Genomic DNA, 22054 nt, shown 5'->3' with positions numbered 1-22054 from the left:
TAGGAGTGAGGGACTGTGGCCAGGCCCATGTGAAAGAAACGGGATTGGCCAATATTCTCGTATTTCCGAAAATTCTCGCATGCAAGACATGGGCTATATCCGCGGCGGCATTTAGGCATCCGCCTACGCTCATCTTCGCCAAGGCCCATCGGCGCGACTGGCCAATCCAATTATTATTTGGGCTCTACCGATGCGTGATCCGCTTTCTTTTTGTGGAGCATTGCATGCTTTTCTTTCTACCAGAGAAATCCGATGACTAAATTCTGTCGCACTCTTGCGGGTGTGTTGCTATGCGCTTTTTTCGCACCTGTCCATGCGGCAGTCGAGATATATCCAATGATGTCCACCATTTCTGCGCATGATAACGGTTTGGGGCAGTTGAAGATTTTATCCCGCTCCGATGCAGTTCAATACATTGAGGTTTCAGTGATGCGCGTGTCACATCCTGGCACGAGTCTGGAAAAAAATGTACCAGTATCTCCTGTTGATGAACCGACGTTGGTTGCATCGCCGCAGCGGCTTATTCTTGCGCCACGCCAGATCCATGTCATCCGCTTAATCGCGGAAGGTCCGCCGGATAAAGAGACACTTTACCGAGTTTTCATCAAGCCGGTTGCACCGCCAACGGCCGCTATCGGTCATCCGGCGAGTGGCGTCTCTACCTCAGTCAGCCTTTCAATTGTTTGGGCGCCACTTATTACAGTCGAACCTCGGGTTGCGGTTCCTGAATGGTCTCTTGATGAGAAAAATGGAATCCTAATTAATGATGGCAATGTTCACTTGGGAGTGGAACGAGTTGCCTATTGCACATCGGCGTCAGACGTAAATAGCTGCCAATGGAAGGACGTCAAACATATCGTCTATGCAGGAGAGAAACTTCCTATCAATGCAAAGCCTGCGCAGCTAGGTGAGACATTCAGAATTGAATATAAGACACCTGACGGTGAGGTGCATAACGAAGCTCGGGGCATGTTGCCCCAGCCGGCACGAGATCCCCGTGCTGTGGTCTCTAGCAGTTAAAAGGAAAATCATGAAGGTTAAAACGTTTATTGGAATTATGGCAATGGTGACTTGTTTGCCTGCGTTCGCTGCAGGGAACAAGGGTAGGGACGTTCCCGGATCATTGATAACGCAGCAGTTTAACATTACTGCAAACGTCGATTCTATGCTGCAATTAACTGCGCCTGATGGAAGTGCGCTCGACCCCAATGTATCGATGAAATACAGTCTTATAACGAACACCCTGTCACCCGCTGATGTCAACGCGATTCTCGCCACTAATGCACCAACGAACAATATTGTTGCATCGGTTCCGATGACGCCTGTACTTTTCAGCGGTACGAACCAGATCCCTTTGACGGTAAAGATGAATAATACTCCGCTGAAATCAAGTGAAACCTTATTTAAAGCAAATACGCTATTTACAAATGGAAACACTGCCGCAATCGATTTTAATTTTGCACCAGCCGCGTCAAAAGGCATAGCACAAGGTGCATACAAGGGTACGGTAATTATCGATCTGCAACAGCAGACTCCAACTGTGACTAGTTAACTTATGAATTCGGTGTCTCGCATTTTCTTGTCCGGAATATTATTGTTTGACTTCGGTTTAATTCAGCCAGTGATGGCGGCGCAGACACCGGCAACCCTGGTTCCACCAGGGTTTGAGAATCTCGCCACGATCGGTGAATCGGAAAAAATCGATGTCCGTATTGGAGGAAAGTCTTTAGGGCTATTCAACGCGCGCGTTACTACGGATCACATTACATTTTCTAACCCTGAGCAGATCTTGATGATATTGCCTTTGAAGAAAAATGTAGGGGAAAACGAGCGTGCAATACTGTTTCAGCGACTGAAAAAACCTATGGCACTCCATCGTGATTTAGCTTGTGACATTCGTGGAGCAGGTACCCAACGTTGCGGGTATATTAATAGCAAAAGTATTGACGTCATATATGATGAACAAAATGCCGAGGCTGACATTTTTATTCGGAATTCGCTACTCGCTCCGGTTGGTCAAGAACATTCACAATGGTTTAGTCCCAGCGTGAATACGTCGCGAGCATTTATTCAGCAAACGTCACTAGCGATTGCCGGATCATCCGGGTATCGGAGCGCTACCTTAGACGCACATGCGGCACTTGGTGTAAGCGCCAGTAGCTTTCTTGCATCAGATTATATGTTCTCATATAACGGTAATGCTTGGGGACAACAAACAGAATTAGATTTTAGTAATCTTTACTATCGATATGATATTGGGCGTCGCTTGTATGTACAAGTTGGCAGAATGGATGCACGAGACTTGTCGACGCCGATGGGCGGCACGTTCGCATTTTCAATGCTTCCCCTCGATCGTGTAGATGGCGTCCGGTTTGGCACAACGCAGGCTTATGTTAGCTCCGAGGCACAAAGTCGGCGAACACCAGTGACTATCTTGCTTTCACAAGACGCGCGCGTGGATGCTTATCGCGGTGCGCAATTGCTTTCAAGTAGTTACTTTCGATCGGGCATTCACGAACTTGATACGAGTGCATTTCCTCCGGGAACATACTTGCTGACACTGCGCATCGTCGAAAATGGACACGAAGTCCGCACGGAATCCCGACCGTTTTCGCGTATAGACGGCGGTCTAGACAGTCCTGGCGGTTTTCAGTGGTTCGCCGAGGCCGGGAAATCCAGTTCCTTGAATTACGCGAACGACGGCGCGGGGAAAGCGGTACTGGGTGGCATCAAGCTTTCTCTTAGCGGTAACACTAGCGTGACCTTCGGAGTTGAGGACCAAAACGACATTATCTATGGCGAGGCCCGTCTGGATTGGCAACGTCAGTTTTCCGCTGGTGTGCTCGACGTTAGCACTTCGATCTTCGGCGGCAGTGATGGAGCGCGCGGGAATGCAGAGAGCATCAATTGGAGTGGGCCTTATTCCGCATCGTTGTCATGGGAGGATTCGCGTTCCAGTGACTGTAGTGTGTCGCGCGCATCGTCCTGTGATACCTATTTGACCGCATCGCTATCTCACCCGTTCTTTGGTTGGCAGGTGCGCGCCGGACTCTCACATTCGAGTTCCGAGTGGGTCTATGGTTATCTGGCCCCCGGTTCAAATGACATGGTTGATCCGGACGAAAATTGGCTTCGTCCGCAATATTTCACTGCAGGCTCGATGCATCAAGTGTGGATTCATAGACGCAGCCAATCGTCAAGTCTACAGTTATCAGCATCGCATGCGTTCGTCTGGCGGAATATGGATATTGATGCTGATGCAAGTGTGTACGTTCGTCGAGTCGATCGCCGCGCCGACAGAGGCGTTTACCTAGCATTGCAATTGCATCATGCGGCTGAAGTTGGAAGTGCAGGCAATAGAACGAGCATTGATAGTGCGCTAACGTACAACCTTGAAAGTACGGAAGATGGATTGCAAAGCAGAGTTGGCATGTCTGCGGATCTTACGCGACAGGAAGCAATGCACGAATCGGCAAGCGGAAGTTTGTACGCTGCGCAAAACGGCAACATAGACGTCAGTACGCATGGCAGGTTGGCAGGACAGGATGGTACCGTCGATGCTGGGGTCAGCGAACATTATGATGCTCGGATGGGCGCCTCCGTTCCTGCTTTCACTGGTGCCTATGCCGGAACGATTGGTATATCTTCGGACGGTGTTTTTGTCGGTAGCGATACGGGGGATGACCGACCCGATGCGGCCGTCGTAGTGTCCGCGAAAGGAGGAGACCCAAGTTCCTCGCAAACCGTGGCCAACGTGCGCGGCGATGGACTGTCGGAAGAGGGGGTACGCAGCGGACGGAGCGTATTTCTTCCCCAAACAGCATATCGACCTGTCGACGTTGATATCGAAGATCCTAATGCTGAGCAGGGGGGCGGCGTCGCTTATGTCAAGAATGGTCTCGGGAAGCGGACATGGTTCATGCTGCCGGGTCACATAGGGCGCCAGCCTGCCAAGGTGGAATTCACGTACACCTATGTTGGCCGGCTAACCACTGATAAAAAGCGAAGCCTTTCAGATGGCATTATTTTGGGTGGAGATTTTGTTGAGCTGAATGGCGATGGAACATTCGCAGCTGACTTCCATCAGCAACCGACGGCGCTTGATGTGCTGTCTGGTAAATCCTTGTTCGAATGTTCGATGCCATCAGTGATATCGACTCAATCATTGTTCAATGTACACACCGTGCATTGCCTGCCAGTCGATCCGTCGGCATTGCCTTCCAGCATTCAGCACAACGCACAGGTCGTCAAGCTCCTCACGGAACATCATGTTCCGATCACGCGAGATGTGGCTATGACAAAGAAGGATGCGGTACCACTAATCTCGCAGCCGGGTACCTAAGCCGAACGTTTCAATTTTTCATGTCAGCTTAATTTATTGGCGATAAACCAAAGAGATTTATCGCCATCATTGAAATGACATAGATGATATCTATATAGGATAAAAAATGATTGATAATTTTAGGAAAAAATGTTTTTCTATATTAAGAAACATTTCTATGGCAACATTGGCATTATGGAATATTAATGTTTTTGCCTATCATCACACCTTTACCTTTGATTTCGATCGATCGTCTCCACCTTCGACCGATTTCGTCATATATGGCGGAAGCGATATTGACAAAAGCAGATATACAGGTCTGGTATGTGGTAGCGAAACTGATCCCATGAATGGTGCATGTGATACAAACCCGGGGGGGAGGGTTTCACCGCCAATACCAGGGATGACTCGGATAAAACTGAAATTTACGGAGCAACGCTCTGGAGCGACGGCTATAGTCGATTTCAACGCATATCGTGAATATAAATCCGATCAATCATCTCAACAATGCACTTCGGACGGTATGAAGACAAAGTTTAATGTAATGGGTGATTGCAACACTGATCTTGGTGATACCAAATACTATCTTGAGATGGCCGATACAGTACCAGCACTTCCATACGGCGGTATTTGGAGAGCGTCATTACTATTGCATCAATACAAAGTTACCCCAAGCGGCAACAAATGGATGCAATGGGATACTTTGAATCTTGTTTTAAAAATGACGGACAATAAAAATATGCAAATGTATCTTCCTAATTTAAGCGGATCAAAACCGAGCGTTGATTTGCGATTGGTTGCGAATCCGTTTGCAAAACCAGAGGCAACTGAAAGCGGGGATGCGACAATCGAATCTTGTCTTTATGACGGTTATAATAGTAACAGCAAAAAGTTTACCTTGACAGTTACAAATCCTGACACAAGTAGTAAAGGTTTTTTTGTCACTGCTGAAAATATGTTAAATCGAACCAGCGAGTCATCAAAGATTAATTATGAAGTTTCTGCTGCAAATCCAGGTGATCCATCAAGCACAGAAATTCCGTTTTCGTCAGGTGCACCGCGAAATTTTACAATTTCACCAGGAGATCAAATTCGCCCCGTCGTTCTTCCTGGAATTAATGGTACGGTCATATGCGTGCCATGGACCTTGCATTTACATACGCCAGCTTTCAAGCAAAAAGATCAACAACCTGGACAATATAACGGGACATTGCAGGTGTCGTTCAGTCCGTCCACAGATCAGAATCCTTGATAGGCTTGAAAAGGGGGAAACGGTAGTCCAAGAAATCCGCCGCACCCCCTGCCTGGCTTTTTAGAAATGTCAGGTTGCTCGCTTTGGTTTGGCTGTGGTTTTGCCGTTCATTTTTATGATGTGGGGGTTGGGCGGCGAAGCCGCCTCCCGTTCAGCTTTAGCTCTTTGTGTGACTTTGTCTACCGCCGCGTTGAAGTCGTTCACTGTCAGGGCACGTTGTTTCTTTAAGCCGACTAGCGCCTTTTTTGCGTTGACCTGTTCGCCGATGTGCGTACGTGAAGGCGAATTCGACGCACGTCGGTCATCACGCTGGGCTTGCAGGATGCGCGCCACCGCTAATGCGCCCGATAAGCGCTTATTCTCGACTTCGGCGCCTTGATCAATACGCGTGATCCGGTCATATTCCCGATACGGTAAAGCCACGCCGTTGGCCTGCACTTCGATTGCGCCATCGGGATATTCGACCACCTCAATATATTGCCCCATGAGACGGCGATTATCTGCCGTGTCGTCCAGCAAGTACATCACGCGGTCGTATTGCACCGTCAGTGCATTCGAGACTTTGCGCGGCACGCGATACGCCAGGATTTGCCGTATATCTTCGTCTTCTCGAACCGGCCTGTGCGCATTGTGATTGCTCCTAGGCTGCTTCGCAAAGCGCCGGTTGAAGTCAGCGATAAAGGAGGGCGCATAGGCGTTCGCCGCCGCCTTCGTGTCGATGCCTCGCAAACGCATTTCCTTCACGAGACGATCCTGCAAGGTCTTGTTGGCACGCTCGACACGCCCTTTGGCCTGACTCGTATTGGCGCAAAACGTCTCGATATTGAGCTCATAAGCAGCGCGCCCGAACTGCGTCACGCCTTTGCCCGCCGTACTGAGGCGATCCTTGACGTAAAAGACACTGAATTTGTCGCTGTACAACGCCACAGGTTTGCCGTGTGCGGCCAGATATTGTTGTAGCGCTTCAAAGTAGCTGAAGGTCGATTCGGTCTCGGTAAAATGCAGCGTCATCAGCTTGCTCGTCGCGTCGTCGATAAACACCAATAACGTGCAAGATGGCACGCGGTCCTCGAACCAATAATGGTCACTGCCGTCGATCTGGATCAGCTCGCCGTAACACGCTCGGCGATTGCGCGGCTGATACACCTTCGGCGCACGCTGTTTGCGTGGTATCCACAAGCCAGCATCACACATCCATCTGCGCACGGTGTCTCTGGCCAGAATAATCCCATGCGACTCTCTGGGCTTCTCGCATGCCAGCGTCGGCCCGAAATCCGCATACCGCTCTCGCACGATGGCAATCGCACGGGTATGCAAATTCGGTGAGAGTTGACGATTGCTCGGCCGTTCACGTTTGCCGGAGATCAATCCTGCCGGTCCATACTGCTCATAGCGACGTCGTAGCCGCGTCACCTGGCGCTCACTCAAACCCAATCGTTCGGCCGCTTGTACACCGCTCAAGCGGTGCTCAATCACCGATTGGATCAACTTGACGCGCTCGAGTTCGTTCATGCTGATTGTGATCCTCGCGGAACTGTCCATCATCGGCTCCCGACGCACATTTGCAGAAAAACATGATGCGCCGCGGAGCAGGACCAGACATCTCTAATCGGCTCAAACCAGACATTGCTAAAAAGTTTCTACATCAGTGTCTAGGCTGAATTCAAATGTCGTACCTAGAAATTAATAGAAATGTCGGGCCTTAGTGCGGTTTTACCTTTCTATAGACTGCTTTTTTTCTGGGTTTTGCTGTCTGCTTTATCACAATCTGTTCAGGGCTTTGCCAGACTTTGGCAGTCTTCTCAATGGCTTCGTTGAGGTCCTCTTGCGTGATCGCACGCTGCTTTTTCAGGCCCGGTAGTGTACGTTTTGGATTGACCGCTTCGCCTCGATGCGTTCGCGACGGGGCGGTGCCGATGCGACGATTGTCGCGCTGTGCCTGCATCACTTGCGCAATGCGTAACGCGTGCCCCAGCCGCTTGTTGTCGATGATCGCCCCCTGATCGACGTTCGCGAGCCGATCGTAGCGTGTATAGGGCAGGGAGCATCCGGCCGCGCGGATCTCCACCTCGCCATCGGGAAACTCGAGCACATCGACGTAAGTGTGAATCAGCGAACGATTCAACGACGTATCATTCAACAGATACATCACGCGGTCGTACTGCACTGTGAGCGTATTGGTGACTTTACGCAGCACGCGCACTGTCAAGATTGAACGCAAGACCTCGTCATCGCGCATGGGACGATGAGCGTCATGCGGGCTTCTGGCCGGTTTGGCGAAACACTAGCCGGTCCTGCAAGGTCAGATTGGCGCGCTCAACCCGGCCCTTGGCTTGGCTCGAATTGGCACACCAAGTGTCGATGTTGAGCTCGTAGCAGGCCCGACTGAACTGCGTAATGCCTTTGCCAAAGGTCTTTTCTGCATAGTTATTGGCGTTGACGCGAAACACTGAGTACTTGTCGCTATACAGGGCTTGAGGCTTACCGTGGGCCGTCAGATATTTCTGCAACGCCTCAAAATAGCTGAACGTCGATTCGGTCTCGGTAAAATGCAGCGTCATCAGCTTGCTCGTCGCGTCGTCGATAAACACCAGCAATGTGCAAGATGGCGCGCGATCCTCGAACCACAGATGGTCGCAGCCGTCGATCTGGATCAGCTCGCCCAAACACGCTCGGCGATTGCGCGGCTGATACACTTTCGGTGGGCGCTGTTTGCGCGGTATCCACAAGCCCGCCGCAGTCATTATCCGACGAACGGTCGCCACCGACAGGCCAAAGCCGTGCGCCTCGCGCAGCTTCTCGCAGGCAAAGGTTGGACCGAAGTCAGGATAGCGTTTGGCGATCAACGCAAGAGCGCGCTGCGCCACGCCAGGAGCCAATTGATGGTTGCTCGGACGAGCACGTTTGCGCGAGACTAAACCCGCCGGACCTTCGAGGCGATATCGCACGCACAAACGCTCGACCTGGCGCACGCTGAGTTCCAATTGCTCAGCAGCTCGCCATGGCATCAGCACGCCATCGATAACTGCCTGAATGACCTTGATCCGTCCCAGTTCACGCATGCTCATGGTGATCGATCCAGAATGGCTCATGGCGCGCTCCCAATGCAGATTGGCTAAAAGTGCCCAACGCCCATAAATGGAAAATCCCCCTGTACCTCCTGCCAGACAAGGCTTTCGGGAGGACGTATCGGGTTTACGGGCGCTGAACCTGGGTGCGAAGGTTTTCGATCCGCAGCGCCATGGGCTCAAAGATGGCGCGCATCGTTTCCCGGGAGACTTCCGGGACATCGGCCTGCAGCAACAGGGCAGGCAATTGCGCAAGCAAGGTGGTCCACTGCTGCCAGGTGTGCTCCAGCAGTTCGGCCTTCACCCAGAGATCGCGCTGCGGACGGGCATCGAGAATCGTCTGGAACTCGCGCTCGAGCGTCGCGCCGTCCGAGAGAAGGCGCAGGACGGTGGGCTTGATGGAATCAGGCAGCTCCTGTCCGGACTTTGTCCTGCCGGCATCCTTGAGCCATGCCTGCTCGAAGAGCTCGCCATAGCGGTACAGGCCTGGGTACGTCTGGCACAGCGACACGAGCAGTTCGTTGGAGGTGGTGTTCCAGAGCCGTTGCAGCTCGGGCGTATAGGCAGCCATATGCGCAAGCAGGCTGCGCCGCGGATGCCGTTTGCTTCAAGTTGACGCACGCGCTGGTCGATCGCGGCGGCGATCCGGTGCTCGTCGGCAAATCTTCGCTCCTTGCCGGGCACCTGAATCTGCCCCGTTGCAATACCTGAGGCAACCGTTTCAACGATTTTCGCATAGCGATAGAAGCCGGCAAACTCACGCGCCAGAAGATTGATGGCGGCGTTTTCCAGCTCCGTCATCAGGCGATGGAAGTCAGGCATATGGTCGACCATTGCCGCCATGATCTCCGCTTCGTCCAGCCCTGCGGCCTGGAAACGTTGCATCTGCGCGTCGATGCGCTCAGCGAGCTCCCGCTGTTGCGGTGTAATCGATGCAGCAGCCTCGTTTGCCCGGCGTTTTGCCTCACCCATGCGATTCTCCGTGATCGGTCCGCCGGACTTCCCGTGGGGCGAATGCTGCGCATGGCAGCTATACGTCCGGCCGTGTCTGCCCCGGCCGGGCAATCCTGCTCCACCACGCTGGATCGGCATAGAACGCGGCCAGCGCATCGATGTCGACGTTGGCACCGCCCGGCGTGAACTCGAATGCCCCGAACAGGTTGATGTGCTGCCAGGCGACGGGCGACATGCTGGCGATCAGCGCCATTGCGGCATCGTCGCTCGCGGCGCGCTTCTGCTCGTACACCCGCGAAAGCAATGCCGTGTTGTAGTGAATGATCGCATTGGCAATCAACCGCGAGCATTCATTCCAGATCTGCTGTTCAGCCTCTGTCTGCACGCGAAACCTGCCAGCGTTGACGAAGGCAATCGCACGGCGCAGGCGGTGATAGGCTTCGCCGCGGTTCAGGGCTTTCTGCACACTCTGGCGCAACCCGACATCATCGATGAATTCCAGAATGTAGAGCGTGCGGCACAGATTGTCGAGTTCCCACAGCGCCTTCTTTGTCTGGTTCTGGCGGGCATAATTGCTGAGCTTGCGTACGATGGTTGCCTGCGTCACATTCTTCTGCGCGAGCGAGGCCATGATGCGCTGGATGTTGGGCCACTCGCGGATAATCAGTTCGTCGTCGGACCTGCGCGACGGCCGGATCAGCCAGTCTTCATTGTAATGACCCGGCGGGTGACGGGCGACCAGGCGATCGATCTTTTTGTGCAGATTGCGATAGCGCGGCGCGAACTGGTAGCCGAACGTGAACAGCGTGAAGAAATTGACCTGATTCGTGCCATGCGTGTCGGTCGAGTGGCGATCGGGCTGGATGTCGGACGTGTTGTTGTAGAGCAGGTCGAATACGTAATGGGATTCGTGCTCGTGTGTGCCGATGATGGTCGCATTGGCCGGTACATGATTGGCGACCAGCGTGCTGGCGCTCACGCCCTTGTCCAGACCGAAGTACTTTGGCGAGTATCGGGCGTTGAACGTGTCGATCTGCGTTTCGAAACGCTGTCCATCGCTGCTCGAATGAATCTCGTCGCGGATGTCGAACAGCCGGAACGCCGGCAGGCTGGCCGTGGCGTTGCTGATCGCATCGTTGGCCCCATGCAGGGTTTCCGGGCGCAGGTAGTTCCTGGCGGCGGTGAGCAGGCTCGCGTAGCTCAGGCCCGAGACTTCGGCCATCCGGCGCAGCCCCATGTTCGTGCCCATGGCGACCACGCAGGCGAGTATTTCACGTGGATCGGCATCCTGGCGTGCGTTACGTTCGAGCACATGAGTGAATGCCTTCAGGAAATCCGTACGGCCCGCGACGAACCACAACAGATTGGCGATGCTCACGCCTGGCAACTGGCCGTAAAACGATCCGTTGACCGTTTCGTCGATTTCAGGGTAGAGCAGCGTCCACCGGCGCACGCCCTTGCGCTGGCCGATGTTGATGTGCGTGTTCTCGCCGCTGTCGATACGCTCGTTGACGCGTTTGAAGCTGGCGTCGATTGCATCGTGGAACATCGTCAGGGTCTGTTCGATGGGCGCGAGCAGAACCGGCGCGCCGATGTCCCTGAGCAGCGCGTCCTTCTGTTCCCAACGGACATCGCTGATCAGATCGTCCTCGAACCGGCGATACTCCGTGCTGTCCTCGCCGTACACGTCACCCGCTTCAAGCGCATTGCGCAGGAGCCGATAGACGAGGAATTCATAACGGTCGACATCGAGCTGTTTCTTCCGGCCCGGCTCCGATGTATAAAGATAACGCTGCAGGTTCTTCGGGATCAGCGCCACGGGAAACGTGGCCGGTTTCACCTGCCGCAGCGAGCGGCCATTGCGCAGCAGATCATGCAGGAATGCGATGGCCTCTAGGAGCGGCGCATCCTCGATGCGACCGGAGAACTCAAGTTCACAGAACAGGTGCCGCAGGTTGCGCTTGATTTTCGCTGACAGCGTTGCGTAGTGCGCCCACTCGAAGCCGGCGCGATCAAAGGCGACGTTGCGCAGATAGCCCGACACCGGCTCGAACTGCTCGCGCTCGAGTAGCGCAAAGGCCTGCTTTCGAACTTTCGAGAACGGCGTGCTATCCGCAATCGTCTCGTCGACGAACAGGCCCAGCACCTTGCCCGCGGCCTGAAGGCGCGAACCCGCATCAGACTGCGCCTTGAGCATGGCCTCCTGGGCTGCAGCGCGAGCCCACTTCTCGTACTGGCGAACAAGATGGATGAATGCATCGATCAGGTTGTCGTTGATCTGCCGGAACCGGTGAAACGCAAAGCACAGCAGATAAAGTCTCGCGACCCGCGCCGGCATGCGTCCGAGCTTGTAGACGGTGTAGTACCGGACGAGCGACGCGTAATACCGGCCACTCTCGGTTGAGATGCCGGCGAGCTCGAGAAAGCTTCGGGCAAATTCGTGCAGGCAGGCGAAGGACTGTCGGCGGGCCACTTCCTCGCGCAGTTCACGCCAGCTGAAATCCCGCGGTTCGCGCTTCAGAAGCGTGATCCGGTAGGCGGATTCGTCGGCCTGCAGCAGCGCGTCAATCTGGTGTGCGATGTCTGGCGTGAGCGCCTCATCCAGCAGTGCAGTGATGCGCTGGCGCTCGCTGGTCACGACCCGACCGGTCATGTCCTGCAGGATGGCGTAGGCCGGGGCGACGATGTGTTGCTGGCTCAGGTACTGCAACATCTCGCGCAGGAGGTAGACAGGTTGCGTCGAGCGCATGGCGATACGCTGTGCGCGACGTTCAAGGTCCTCGCGCGCTACGCTGTCGCACAGGCGATATCCGGACAGATCGAGAATGGTGTCCCTCAGGGCTCGCCGTGTGGGACGGGACGGCAGACTGATAGTAGCCGGATCTACCTCGGGAAAGTGCCGCCGCACGACATAGTCCAGATCCTCCCGCACCGCCTCCAGGCTGTAATCGAAGAACTGCCGCTTCGCCCGGAAGTACCCAAGCTGCAGCGTCAGGTGAACGGCAACAGGTGTCGTGCGGGAGTGGACCGCACGCGACTCCGGTTCGTCGAGTTCAAAATACGTCTGACGCTCCTCGCCGGTAAAGCGCGGCACGCCATAGAGATCGTCGATCTCCTGCCGGGTGAGGATCGACAGACGGTGCGAGCGCTCCGGTGCATGCATGGGCGGTTTCTGGTTACCAGTTCGGGTCAGGCCATTCAACGCCTTCCCATCGCTTTAGTTCGCGAGGTGATATCGATTCCGGGGTGTGCCGTCCGTTCGCAGGCGTGGAATAACGGTCGTACATAAAGTCGAAGCTCAGCAGCAGCGAAGCCAGGCGACCCGCCCGCTCGGCCTTCGACCAGGAACAGAACATGGCGCCCCGGCTGTCGAGTTTTTCGAAGATGTCCGCAGTGGGATCGATTCGTAGCCAGTGATCGACCATCGCTTGCCCCTGCGCACCAAAGTCTTCCCGCAATGCCGCCTCGATGACCGCTTCCAGCGAGTAGGTGATGGCCTGATGCCGCCTGGAATGGTCAAGGTATCCGAGTGAGACCCGAAGCATCCGATGCTGCACGAGGAGAACGGGCCAGAGAATCTCCACACCGTAGCGCACGCCCATTTCCTCGTAGCCTTCGGGCGGTTGCAGGATTTCCCGCTGCTGCTCATAAACCTTGCGCACATCATACGCGAGGCCTAGAAATGGCCCTTCTTCCTGCGGGATCAAGGGAGAGCGTTCATTGACGTCATGGACGACCTCGTGCAGCTCGATGAGCGAATGGTAGTCGCCGACGAGCAAAATGCCGGCATGATTTTTCAGCAACTGATAGTCAAGCACAGGCGTCTCCTTCCACATCAAAACGGTGCAAATTCGAACTCTGGCCTGGCGCGTACGAGCTTGCAGCGTTTCAGGTTCCTGACATCTTCGAACGCTGCAAGGTCCTGCTCGAGAGTCCAGATGTTGTTCTGGAATTCCCCGATCTCGCTGGCAAGATCACGCAGGACCGTATCGGGTGATATCGGGCCGAACGGATCCATCCCATACGCATCCCGGAAGGCCGATTCGACGTGAAGGATTTCCTGATCGAGTTCGCGCACCTGACCCCGCAGGATCGTGTTGTAGTGCTTCAGCCGCTCCTCACTCAGGCCGTTGAGCGCGTGCTGGTCAATGTGCTCGAGTTCAAGCTGCAGTTCCAGTAACTGCAGCAGATTGTTTTTCTGGTAGACCTCGTTCACACGCTGCATCAGACAGGTCTTGCGCTCCCGCTCCTGAGGGTCGGTTTCACGATCAGGATGCAACGCGCTGGCCAGTTTGCGGTAAACCTCGCGCAGGGACAGGTTGACCTGCGCCTGCTGCTCCTGTGCCCGCGCCTCGGCGGCCTGCTGTCTGGATGATTTTTTCCGTTTCGCACGCCGGGTATCGCGTTGCACATTCTCGCTTTCCCATTGCGCCTGGGCCTGCTGGAGATGGACCTGCGCACGCTGCAGCAGATCTTCCGGGGAATTCAGGTCTTCATCGTCTCCCAGGTCAACGCCGAACATCGTCTCGATCATGCTCTTCATCCCGTCGACCTCAGCGGCCACCTGACTGTCGTAGCTCTCTGGACTGTATCTGTCGTGGATGATCTTCATCTGCCCTTCGTCGTCTTCGCCGCCTATCAGCTCGCCCGCCAGATCGACAATCACGAGCGCCACCTTGCGGCGTTCAGCCTGGGTCAACTGGTCATGGGCCTGGTCGAGACGGCGCGCCATCCGGTGCCTGCAACTGTGCCGACGTTTTATCGAGGGGCAGAATTTCATCGACATATTGCTTCTGGAAGACTGGCGTCACCGTTTCCCAGTCGCGCAGGCGCTTGCGTCGTTTGCCTATCTGCCCGATCAGTGAGTTGAATGTCTTCCGGGCTTTTGACAGTGCTGACGGAGTGTGGTCGTGCGCAATGCTGATGGACCGCGATGTGCTGGTCATGAGGAGATTTTCGCTGAAGACAATGGAAGGCAATCGCTGCGCACATTTTACCCGACGGCACAGCGTCTGAATCGGTCCGTCGGTCACATGGAGGTGAGCGCTCTCGAATGTCTATCGCTAAGGCTTATTAGCGATAGACTTCTGTTTTATACTAAAACTTCCGTTTTGCAAAACGCGTCTCACCTGGCTGGCACACCATCGCGCTGTCGTATCTATAATCGAAAGATGCCGAACATAGACCCATCCTTCACATTTCCCGATACCCCGTCGTTATCCGTGCTGCGCGCGTGGTACGCTGGCATGGGTTCGCGTGAGGCTGTCGAGCGCTATCAACCTGAAGCGCTCGGGGACGGTACGTCAGCACGCGGCGTAATCGGCCGCATTCGCCGGCAGATCGTCGAATTTGCCCTCAGTCGGCATCGCGAGGATGTGGCCAGACTCTTCCAGTGTCCCGCGGATGAACGTGAGTCTTATCGCAAGGCGGCCAGCCGGGCGCTTGATATACTGCCATCGCTGCAGATCCCACAACCTCAGGTCTCTGACCAGGTCGACGTCTGGCTACCGGCACGGGTTGTAGCAGTCCTGCATCGGCACGGTATCCATACGCTCGCCGATCTGACCGTACGCATCCCCCGCCGGCGGCGCTGGTGGCTTCCGGTGGCCGGACTCGGCGAGCGCAGCGCACGCTGTATCGAAGCATTCTTTGCGGCTCATCCCGCGCTCACCGAGCGGGCGCGCGCACTGGTTGCCGTTACATCCCCCGAGGGTGTGGTGCCGTGGGAAAACATCCTCGTACCACGCGAAGTCGATGGTTCGCGCGGCCTTTTTCGTGCGCCGAAATCCATGTGCGCGCTCGAGGCCGATAACGACTGGCAGGCCATCAACGCGTGGCTCGAACGGCACGAAGCCCGTGACACGCAGCGCGCCTACCGCCGCGAGGCAGAACGGCTGCTGTTGTGGGGCATTGTCGAACGCGGCAAGGCGTTATCGTCACTGACCAGCGAGGATGCGGCGGCCTGGCGTGCCTTCCTGCGCCACCCCGCGCCCCGCGCTCGCTGGGTTGCACCCGCGCGGCCACGATCGTCGCCCGAATGGCGGCCGTTTACGGGGGCACTGTCGTCGGATTCCATCGCCTATGCGCTGTCGGTGCTCGGCGCCATGTTCCGCTGGCTGATCGAGCAACGTTATGTGCTGGCCAATCCGTTCGCGGGTCTCAAGGTGCGTGGTGCGCGCCGCAAGGGCAAACTGGACAGATCCCGGGCCTTTACGACTGGCGAATGGGAGCTGGTACGCACGATCGCCGACGGGCTCGAGTGGTCGTATGGCTGGGCAGTGCCGGCTGCACAGCGCCTGCGATTTCTGCTCGACTTCGGTTACGCGACCGGCCTGCGGGCCGCCGAACTGGTTGGTGTGACACTCGGCGGCATCGAGCATGGCGCACGCGGTGAGCGCTGGCTTCACCTCACGGGTAAGGGAGCGAAACCCGGCAAGGTGGTCCTGCCGTCACTCGCAAGCTTCGCGCTGGACCAGTATCTGGCACAACGCGGTTTGCCCGTCACGCCGTCCCGATGGGCACCTGATACGCCGATACTGGGTCACCTCGGCGAGCCGTGCGGCATCACCACGCCGCGCCTGAGGCAGATGCTGCGCCGGTTCTTTAGCGACGCGGCCGATGCCATCGAAGCCGACCATCCACCTCTCGCAGACAAACTGCGACAGGCCACGCCGCACTGGATGAGACACTCGCACGCGACACACGCACTGGCCGGTGGGGCAACGCTCACGACCGTGCGCGATAACCTGCGGCACGCATCGATTTCCACGACCTCGGTCTATCTCGACGACGACGAGGTGCGGCGCACGCAACAGATCGAGCATGTCTTCACGCGACGCTCGCCCGCGTAACGACTCGCCCGCCCTCCCCAAAGCCTCATCTGACAAGGGTTACGGATGGATTTTCCATTTATGGGCGTTGGGCACTTTTAGCCAGATTGGCGGGAGCTTAGTTTGCGCCGAAGATCAACGTGGAGCGACGTTTCTAATGATCGCAAGTACGACACTACTACTAAACGCTAGCAACCAGTTTGGTTGATAATTTGTGTTATGTTAAATTTATGTGATGTTTCGTTTTCACGTCGTGTCTATGAAAACGATCATCTGTCTAACAACAAAAGCCATTGCGCATCGAACGTTGCCTAAGACGGCGAAGGCCTCATTTCGACTCAACGTTCGGGAGATGCCGCCCATATCACGGTCAATGATCGTACGCCCTGCGCGCCGCGAATCATCACACCTTCAATATCGGCTGTTGCCGACGGTCCGGTTACTAGCACGCAGTATTTCGCCATTGTGAAGTCTTCGCGCAAATAAGCGTGCTGGACGCCATCTTCCAGGCAGTCGGGATCAAGCAATACGACCAAATGCTGCGCCAGATAACCAATAGCGTTGACGACATATTCCGCCTCGCTCAGCCAGACCGAGCCGGTCTCGCATATGCCAAAACGCGCACGTACGATGCCAACATCCAAGTCTGCGAATTGCGTTGGAGGGATTGTCTTGCCGAGTACCATATTCCCTTCAATCTCTGGAACCGCTGATGCGATACTTGCTTCCTGCCCGAAGCGCTCCGAGAGCCAATGCGTCAATCCTTGTAAGCCGCCGAGCGCGTCCAGTGACAGCGTACCCCCGCCCATTTTGGCAAGCGCATCCTCGAAGCGTTCGTGCTTGTTACGCCCATCCTGCTGTATAGGAAACACCGGGATTGAAGGATAAGGCTGGCTTGCGGGTTGTGCACGCCGCACCCTCTCGAGCATATTGGCACGCGCGACCGCACCCGACGAAACATATGGCAAATCCTTTTCATGGTTTATTTCAGTCGCCATTGCGTTTGCCTCTTGTACGTTGATACCAGTCATGGAACGTCTCCCTTGGTACCTCGGGAAGCTCACGTTGACGGCCCCAAATATTGAGCGGGTTATACAGCATGAAATGCGGCAGTCGTCGCATTGACCCCTGCATGGCCCGCAACGTGCCGCGATAAACTGTTGGACTTGCCAGCATTCTTCCGGCCATCTTTTGCATCTCGGTCTTGATGAACGGCACCTCCCCTTCACGTGAGAGCACCTGCCGCCAACGATAGATCTGTTCGTGAATATTGATCTTGACCGGACATACCGCCGTGCAACTACCGTTCAACGTCGATGCAAACGGCAGCGCACTGTATTTACGTAAATCATGCGCCGGATTGATGATTGCACCAATCGGCCCGGAATACGTGCTGCCATAGGACAATCCGCCGCTGCGCCGATACACCGGGCAGGTATTCATGCAGGCACCGCACCGAATACATTTCAACGACGGCCAAAAGTCCGGCATTGCCAAGCGTTCGCTGCGGCCATTATCAACAAGGATGAAGTGCATTTCGCTGCCGTCCCGTGGACGTTGGAAATGCGACGTGTATTGCGTGATCGGCGAGCCGAGCGCGCTACGCGACAACATGCGAATGAACACGCCAAGATCCGACATGCGCGGGATGATTTTTTCGATACCGATTGACGCGATATGCATCCCCGGCACATTCGCGGACAAATCCGCGTTTCCTTCATTTGTGCAGACGACCACGCTACCCGTCTCCGCGATGGCAAAATTGCAGCCCGTCATGCCCGCCGCATCAGTACGCAAAAACCAGGGGCGGGTGTCGTTACGCTGGCTTTCCGCAAGATAATGAATATCCTCATTATTTGCATCCGTACCAATTTCGCGCGCAAACAGTGCCGCAACATCACCTCGCAGCTTATGCACCGCCGGCACGACCATATGACTTGGATCTTGTCGATCCAGTTGTTGGATGCGTTCGCCAAGATCGGTTTCCATGACATCGATACCGACACTGGTGAGGTGATCTCGCATCGCGCATTCATCAGTCAGCATCGACTTACTCTTGACCAACACACGCAGGCCCCGCTCTTGCATCAATCGGCTGACGATGGCATTGTGCTCGTCAGCATCCGCTGCCCAGTGAACGGTAACGCCGTTCGCTTCAGCGCGATCGGCAAATTGCGCCAAGTAGTCGGCGAGATGCGATAGCGTATGCGCCTTAATATCAGAAGCAAGTTCGCGTAACGTTTCCCATTCTGGCAGACCATGCGCTTGCGCATCACGCTTGCTACGCAGTTCCCAGAGCCGCTTGTCATGAAATACCAGATGTGCCTCTTTTTCAATAAAGCGTTTTGCCGCCGATGCATGATCGACGCGTTGCCCCTTGCGTTTTTTCATCGCTTCTTGCTCCGCACGCCCACACGATTTTCTTCACTGGCTGTGGCACCAATATCCCGATGGTCCGTATTCATCGTAATGCCCAACTCCGGCGTGATCACAGCTTCATCTACTTCAGAAGAGAAATGATCCCCCGCATAGCCGTTTAGTATCTGTGCAATATGCAGAAATCGTATCGATTTTTGTTGACGCTCGGCACAACCTTGCTGATGCATCAAGCAGGACATGTCACCGGAAACGATATACTCCGCGCCAGCCTCAAGATGCCGGGCGACCTTTTCTTGCCCCATACGTACCGATACCGCTTCTTCACCGACGGAAAATGTACCGCCGAAGCCGCAGCATTCGTCCACGCGTTGCGGCTGGGCAAAACGGATATCGGCGACACCTTCTAGTAAAGTACGCGCTTTGGAGAACGCCGGGCCGCCGATCTCGCTGCCACTGGCACTGTTTAGATGACGTTGGGCACTACAACTGATGTGCAAACCAACTCGGTGAGGAAAACGTGCCCAAGGAAATTCCGTAACTTTTAGCACGTCATGCAGAAACTCGGTTAATTCATAAGCGTTCCGCCGAACGCGAATGACGTCATCCTCTTGCGCTATAGCATCCAAATGGGCCCGAACGTGGTGGATACAACTCGCCGAGGGTGCGACGATGTAGTCGTAGTCGCGAAAGTTATCCACGAAAATCCGTTCGGTACCAGCGGCGTCAGTCTGTGCTCCGCTATTTGCCATCGGCTGACCGCAGCAAGTCTGTCGAAGCGGATAGTCGACGTGCATACCTAGGCGCTCCAATAATTCGAGCGTGGCGATGCCGACTTCCGGATAGAACGCATCAATGAAACAAGGGACGAATAAAGCCACTTTCATTGGAATTTTAACAACCGTTTTCAGGTTTGTAGATAAACGACTTGCGTGTGCGTATATTCCAGTACGCCATGCTTGCCATCCGCCCCGCCAATGCCGCTTTTGCGAACGCCGGCGTGAAAGCCTTGCATGGCCTCGAAGTTTTCGCGATTAATATACGTTTCGCCAAAATCGAGTCCCTGGATGGCGTGCATTGCTTTTGAGATATTTTCAGTGTACACCGATGACGTCAAACCGTAGTCTGAATCATTTGCCAGCATGATGGCATGATCCAGATCATCTACAATCTGAATCGGCAACACCGGGCCAAAGATTTCCTCGCGCATGATCGCCATGTCTTCTCGGCAATCAACGATGACGGTAGGTTCAAAATGAAATCCTTTTCCGAGATCTGCCACCTTGCCACCGAGTAAAATCGTACCGCCCTGCTCCTGGGCAATGACGACCTTATCCCGCACCTTGTCGAGGCCTGCCTGATTGATAAGCGGACCCATTTCAACATGCGGATCCGCGACTGGATCGCCGTAGCGTGTCGCCTTCATTGCCGCAGTGATTTTTTCGATGAAGGCATCGGCGATATTTCGCTCCACATAAACACGTTCGGCACAGTTACAAACCTGCCCGGTGTTGATGATTCTTGAGCCACGGATTGCATTGACGGCAAGATCCAGATTCGCATCGGCGAGTACGATTGCCGGTGCCTTACCGCCCAATTCAAGATTGAGCTTGGTCAAATTTTGGGACGCGGCGGCCATGATTCGCTGACCGGTGCCCACACTCCCGGTAAAGCTGATCATATCGACCCCCACGTGTGCGCTCAACTGCCCGCCGACATCGCCCTTGCCTCCCACTACATTGAATACTCCGGCAGGTAAATCTGTGCGCGCGACAATCTTTGCAAATTCGAAGCAGTTATTCGGCGTTTCCTCGCTAGGCTTGATGACAATCGTATTTCCGGTAATCAGCGCCGGCGCCATTTTCCGGGCAATCAAAAAAAACGGGAAATTCCATGGCAGGATGCCAGCCACTACTCCTAGCGGCTTACGAAACAGAAACATTGTTTCATTGGCGCGGTCGCTGGGAATGATTTCTCCTTCGATTCGTCGCGCCCACTCCGCCATGTAGTCGAGGTAGTCTGCCGTGAAGTTCACTTCCACTTCTGCGAGACTGCGAATTTTTCCTTGCTCATGGACGATGACATCAGCAAGCCGGTAGACATCTTTCCTCAAAGCTACCGCTATACGCCGCAAGTAACCCGCCCGTTCGATCGCGGTTTTCTTGGCCCATCCGCGTTGCGCCTTACGGGCTGCGCTGATGGCCCGGTCGATCTGGTCAGCGCTGGCCGTCGGTGCGTACGAGAGCAATGCACCCGTGGCGGGGTTCATGACATCGAAGCACGTTGGCGATTCGACAAATTCTCCATCAATAAAGTGCTGATAGCTTGTAATTGATTTATACATGCTTGTCTCCTGATGAACATCGGTCTTCAATAGGTTCCCGCATTCGTGCCAGGGGGCGTGTCAGCGCCATTGCCGGTTTTTCTTGGTTTTTTGTACCGAGATAGCGTTTGCGTCAGCCCCTGCCTTAATTGCGGGATGTCGATGGCAACGGCGATGAAGCTGGCTCCCCATTCTTGATATCGGATGGCGTCGTCATAAACCGGCGCGAGAATTCCCGCCCCCTTTCCGGCGCGACGCGCCATGTCAATGATGCGTTTGATCGCGATCTGGACATCGGCATGATTTGCATTGCCAGGATGGCCGAGCGCCGAGGACAAATCCGCGGGCCCGACGAACAAACCGTGCACGCCTTCCGTGAGTGCAATGGCTTCCACGTGTTCTAGTCCACCACGTGATTCAATCTGCACGATCAGGCATAACGAGTCGTCAGCGCGTGCCAGGTAATCTGGAATGCCATCCCAACGCGTCGCGCGTGTCAGTCCACCACCGATCCCCCGGAATCCATGAGGTGGATAGCGCATAGCCCGGACTAGTGCATACGCTTGTTCCGCTGTTTCTACCATTGGCACCATCAATGTCTTCACACCGATATCAAGTAGCTGTTTGATCAGTGCTGGGTCATGATTCACCGTCCGCACGATCGGGTGTGTTGAATAGGGTGCAACTGCCTGCAACTGAGATAGAACGGTTTGTATCGAATTCGGCGCGTGCTCACCATCAATCAGCATCCAGTCGTACCCGCATTGCGCTATGATCTCGGTTGCGTAATTGCTCGCAAAACTGTTCCATGTGCCATATTGCGGCACGTGTGCAGCGAGTGCCTGTTTAAAGTTATTCAGCAACAGATCCATCGATTTTCTCCTCCACGCCCCAGTTGACGGGCGAGTGCTCTATAAGGCGCTTGGTTGA

The 22054-nt window shown here is 55.0% G+C and carries 15 protein-coding genes and 2 pseudogenes; 5 read left to right on the top strand and 12 right to left on the bottom strand.

Translation table 11 applies throughout. The features are described 5' to 3' along the window. Positions 1-336: 336 nt before the first annotated feature. The 4 genes from SJQ66_RS22260 (at position 337) to SJQ66_RS22245 (ending at position 5573) form a co-directional block, all read left to right on the top strand. The gene (locus SJQ66_RS22260) at positions 337-1020 is read left to right on the top strand and encodes a hypothetical protein (RefSeq protein ID WP_157684964.1); all 684 of its coding nucleotides are present in this window, start codon (positions 337-339) and stop codon (positions 1018-1020) included. Positions 1021-1030: 10 nt separating this feature from the next. Beyond that, complete coding sequence (locus SJQ66_RS22255; protein ID WP_082103200.1) at positions 1031-1552, top strand: CS1 type fimbrial major subunit; 522 nt, start codon at positions 1031-1033, stop codon at positions 1550-1552. 42 nt (positions 1553-1594) lie between these two features. Further along, positions 1595-4342: a TcfC E-set like domain-containing protein gene (locus tag SJQ66_RS22250; protein ID WP_320534558.1), complete on the top strand. Its 2748-nt coding sequence runs from the start codon at positions 1595-1597 to the stop codon at positions 4340-4342. A gap of 106 nt (positions 4343-4448) precedes the next feature. Continuing rightward, complete coding sequence (locus tag SJQ66_RS22245; protein ID WP_082103196.1) at positions 4449-5573, top strand: CblD like pilus biogenesis initiator family protein; 1125 nt, start codon at positions 4449-4451, stop codon at positions 5571-5573. A gap of 69 nt (positions 5574-5642) precedes the next feature. Here the strand turns inward: SJQ66_RS22245 and SJQ66_RS22240 are convergent, their stop codons facing one another. The 7 genes and pseudogenes from SJQ66_RS22240 to SJQ66_RS22210 all read right to left on the bottom strand — a co-directional run bounded on the left by SJQ66_RS22240 (position 5643) and on the right by SJQ66_RS22210 (position 14541). Beyond that, positions 5643-7115, bottom strand: a complete 1473-nt coding sequence (locus tag SJQ66_RS22240; protein ID WP_046154275.1) for an ISNCY family transposase — start codon at positions 7113-7115, stop codon at positions 5643-5645. Between the two features lie 160 nt (positions 7116-7275). Then, positions 7276-8665, bottom strand: a pseudogene (locus SJQ66_RS22235) (ISNCY family transposase). Between the two features lie 103 nt (positions 8666-8768). Beyond that, a complete protein-coding gene (locus SJQ66_RS22230) occupies positions 8769-9212 on the bottom strand; it encodes a hypothetical protein (RefSeq protein ID WP_320533708.1) in 444 nt (147 codons plus the stop codon). A 459-nt stretch (positions 9213-9671) separates the two neighbouring features. Next, positions 9672-12758 carry a Tn3 family transposase gene (locus tag SJQ66_RS22225; protein WP_320533707.1) on the bottom strand — a complete coding sequence of 1029 codons (3087 nt, stop codon included), beginning with the start codon at positions 12756-12758 and terminating at the stop codon, positions 9672-9674. A gap of 13 nt (positions 12759-12771) precedes the next feature. After that, positions 12772-13413 carry a DUF6904 family protein gene (locus tag SJQ66_RS22220; protein WP_320533706.1) on the bottom strand — a complete coding sequence of 214 codons (642 nt, stop codon included), beginning with the start codon at positions 13411-13413 and terminating at the stop codon, positions 12772-12774. A 17-nt stretch (positions 13414-13430) separates the two neighbouring features. Next, positions 13431-14327: a J domain-containing protein gene (locus SJQ66_RS22215; protein ID WP_320533705.1), complete on the bottom strand. Its 897-nt coding sequence runs from the start codon at positions 14325-14327 to the stop codon at positions 13431-13433. Further along, positions 14299-14541, bottom strand: coding sequence for a hypothetical protein (locus SJQ66_RS22210; protein WP_320533704.1), 243 nt, complete (start codon positions 14539-14541; stop codon positions 14299-14301). The genes SJQ66_RS22215 and SJQ66_RS22210 overlap by 29 nt, the downstream gene beginning before the upstream one ends. Positions 14542-14766: 225 nt before the next feature. Here SJQ66_RS22210 and SJQ66_RS22205 point away from each other — a divergent pair, with 225 nt between their 5' ends. Then, positions 14767-16446 (top strand): site-specific integrase, encoded by a 1680-nt coding sequence (locus SJQ66_RS22205; protein WP_320533703.1) that lies wholly within the window; start codon positions 14767-14769, stop codon positions 16444-16446. Between the two features lie 317 nt (positions 16447-16763). Here SJQ66_RS22205 and SJQ66_RS22200 read toward each other — a convergent pair whose 3' ends face one another. The 5 genes and pseudogenes from SJQ66_RS22200 to SJQ66_RS22180 all read right to left on the bottom strand — a co-directional run bounded on the left by SJQ66_RS22200 (position 16764) and on the right by SJQ66_RS22180 (position 21996). Next, complete coding sequence (locus tag SJQ66_RS22200; RefSeq protein ID WP_024905514.1) at positions 16764-17423, bottom strand: LutC/YkgG family protein; 660 nt, start codon at positions 17421-17423, stop codon at positions 16764-16766. After that, positions 17413-18816 carry a lactate utilization protein B gene (locus tag SJQ66_RS22195; RefSeq protein ID WP_024905513.1) on the bottom strand — a complete coding sequence of 468 codons (1404 nt, stop codon included), beginning with the start codon at positions 18814-18816 and terminating at the stop codon, positions 17413-17415. The genes SJQ66_RS22200 and SJQ66_RS22195 overlap by 11 nt, the downstream gene beginning before the upstream one ends. Before the next feature lie 140 nt (positions 18817-18956). Next, positions 18957-19688: pseudogene (locus SJQ66_RS22190) on the bottom strand ((Fe-S)-binding protein); the annotation flags it as partial. A 20-nt stretch (positions 19689-19708) separates the two neighbouring features. Then, positions 19709-21145, bottom strand: coding sequence for an aldehyde dehydrogenase (aldA, locus tag SJQ66_RS22185; protein ID WP_320535362.1), 1437 nt, complete (start codon positions 21143-21145; stop codon positions 19709-19711). 26 nt (positions 21146-21171) lie between these two features. After that, positions 21172-21996, bottom strand: a complete 825-nt coding sequence (locus tag SJQ66_RS22180) for an HpcH/HpaI aldolase family protein (protein ID WP_253466116.1) — start codon at positions 21994-21996, stop codon at positions 21172-21174. Positions 21997-22054 lie beyond the last annotated feature (58 nt).

It is taken from the genome of Robbsia andropogonis (assembly GCF_034047095.1).
Classification (GTDB): domain Bacteria; phylum Pseudomonadota; class Gammaproteobacteria; order Burkholderiales; family Burkholderiaceae; genus Robbsia; species Robbsia andropogonis.
Note: the sequence above shows the minus strand (reverse complement) of the source record. Positions and strands in the feature narration are given on the sequence as shown.

Coding starts and splice junctions, on each gene's coding strand:
- SJQ66_RS22225 (WP_320533707.1), bottom strand. CDS start 12,758: ATGCATGCACCGGAGCGCTCGCACCGTCTGTCGATCCTCACCCGGCAG.
- SJQ66_RS22200 (WP_024905514.1), bottom strand. CDS start 17,423: ATGGCGACTGAAATAAACCATGAAAAGGATTTGCCATATGTTTCGTCG.
- SJQ66_RS22210 (WP_320533704.1), bottom strand. CDS start 14,541: ATGACCAGCACATCGCGGTCCATCAGCATTGCGCACGACCACACTCCG.
- SJQ66_RS22215 (WP_320533705.1), bottom strand. CDS start 14,327: ATGGCGCGCCGTCTCGACCAGGCCCATGACCAGTTGACCCAGGCTGAA.
- aldA (WP_320535362.1), bottom strand. CDS start 21,145: ATGTATAAATCAATTACAAGCTATCAGCACTTTATTGATGGAGAATTT.
- SJQ66_RS22205 (WP_320533703.1), top strand. CDS start 14,767: ATGCCGAACATAGACCCATCCTTCACATTTCCCGATACCCCGTCGTTA.
- SJQ66_RS22180 (WP_253466116.1), bottom strand. CDS start 21,996: ATGGATCTGTTGCTGAATAACTTTAAACAGGCACTCGCTGCACACGTG.
- SJQ66_RS22230 (WP_320533708.1), bottom strand. CDS start 9,212: ATGGCTGCCTATACGCCCGAGCTGCAACGGCTCTGGAACACCACCTCC.
- SJQ66_RS22245 (WP_082103196.1), top strand. CDS start 4,449: ATGATTGATAATTTTAGGAAAAAATGTTTTTCTATATTAAGAAACATT.
- SJQ66_RS22195 (WP_024905513.1), bottom strand. CDS start 18,816: ATGAAAAAACGCAAGGGGCAACGCGTCGATCATGCATCGGCGGCAAAA.
- SJQ66_RS22255 (WP_082103200.1), top strand. CDS start 1,031: ATGAAGGTTAAAACGTTTATTGGAATTATGGCAATGGTGACTTGTTTG.
- SJQ66_RS22260 (WP_157684964.1), top strand. CDS start 337: ATGATGTCCACCATTTCTGCGCATGATAACGGTTTGGGGCAGTTGAAG.
- SJQ66_RS22240 (WP_046154275.1), bottom strand. CDS start 7,115: ATGGACAGTTCCGCGAGGATCACAATCAGCATGAACGAACTCGAGCGC.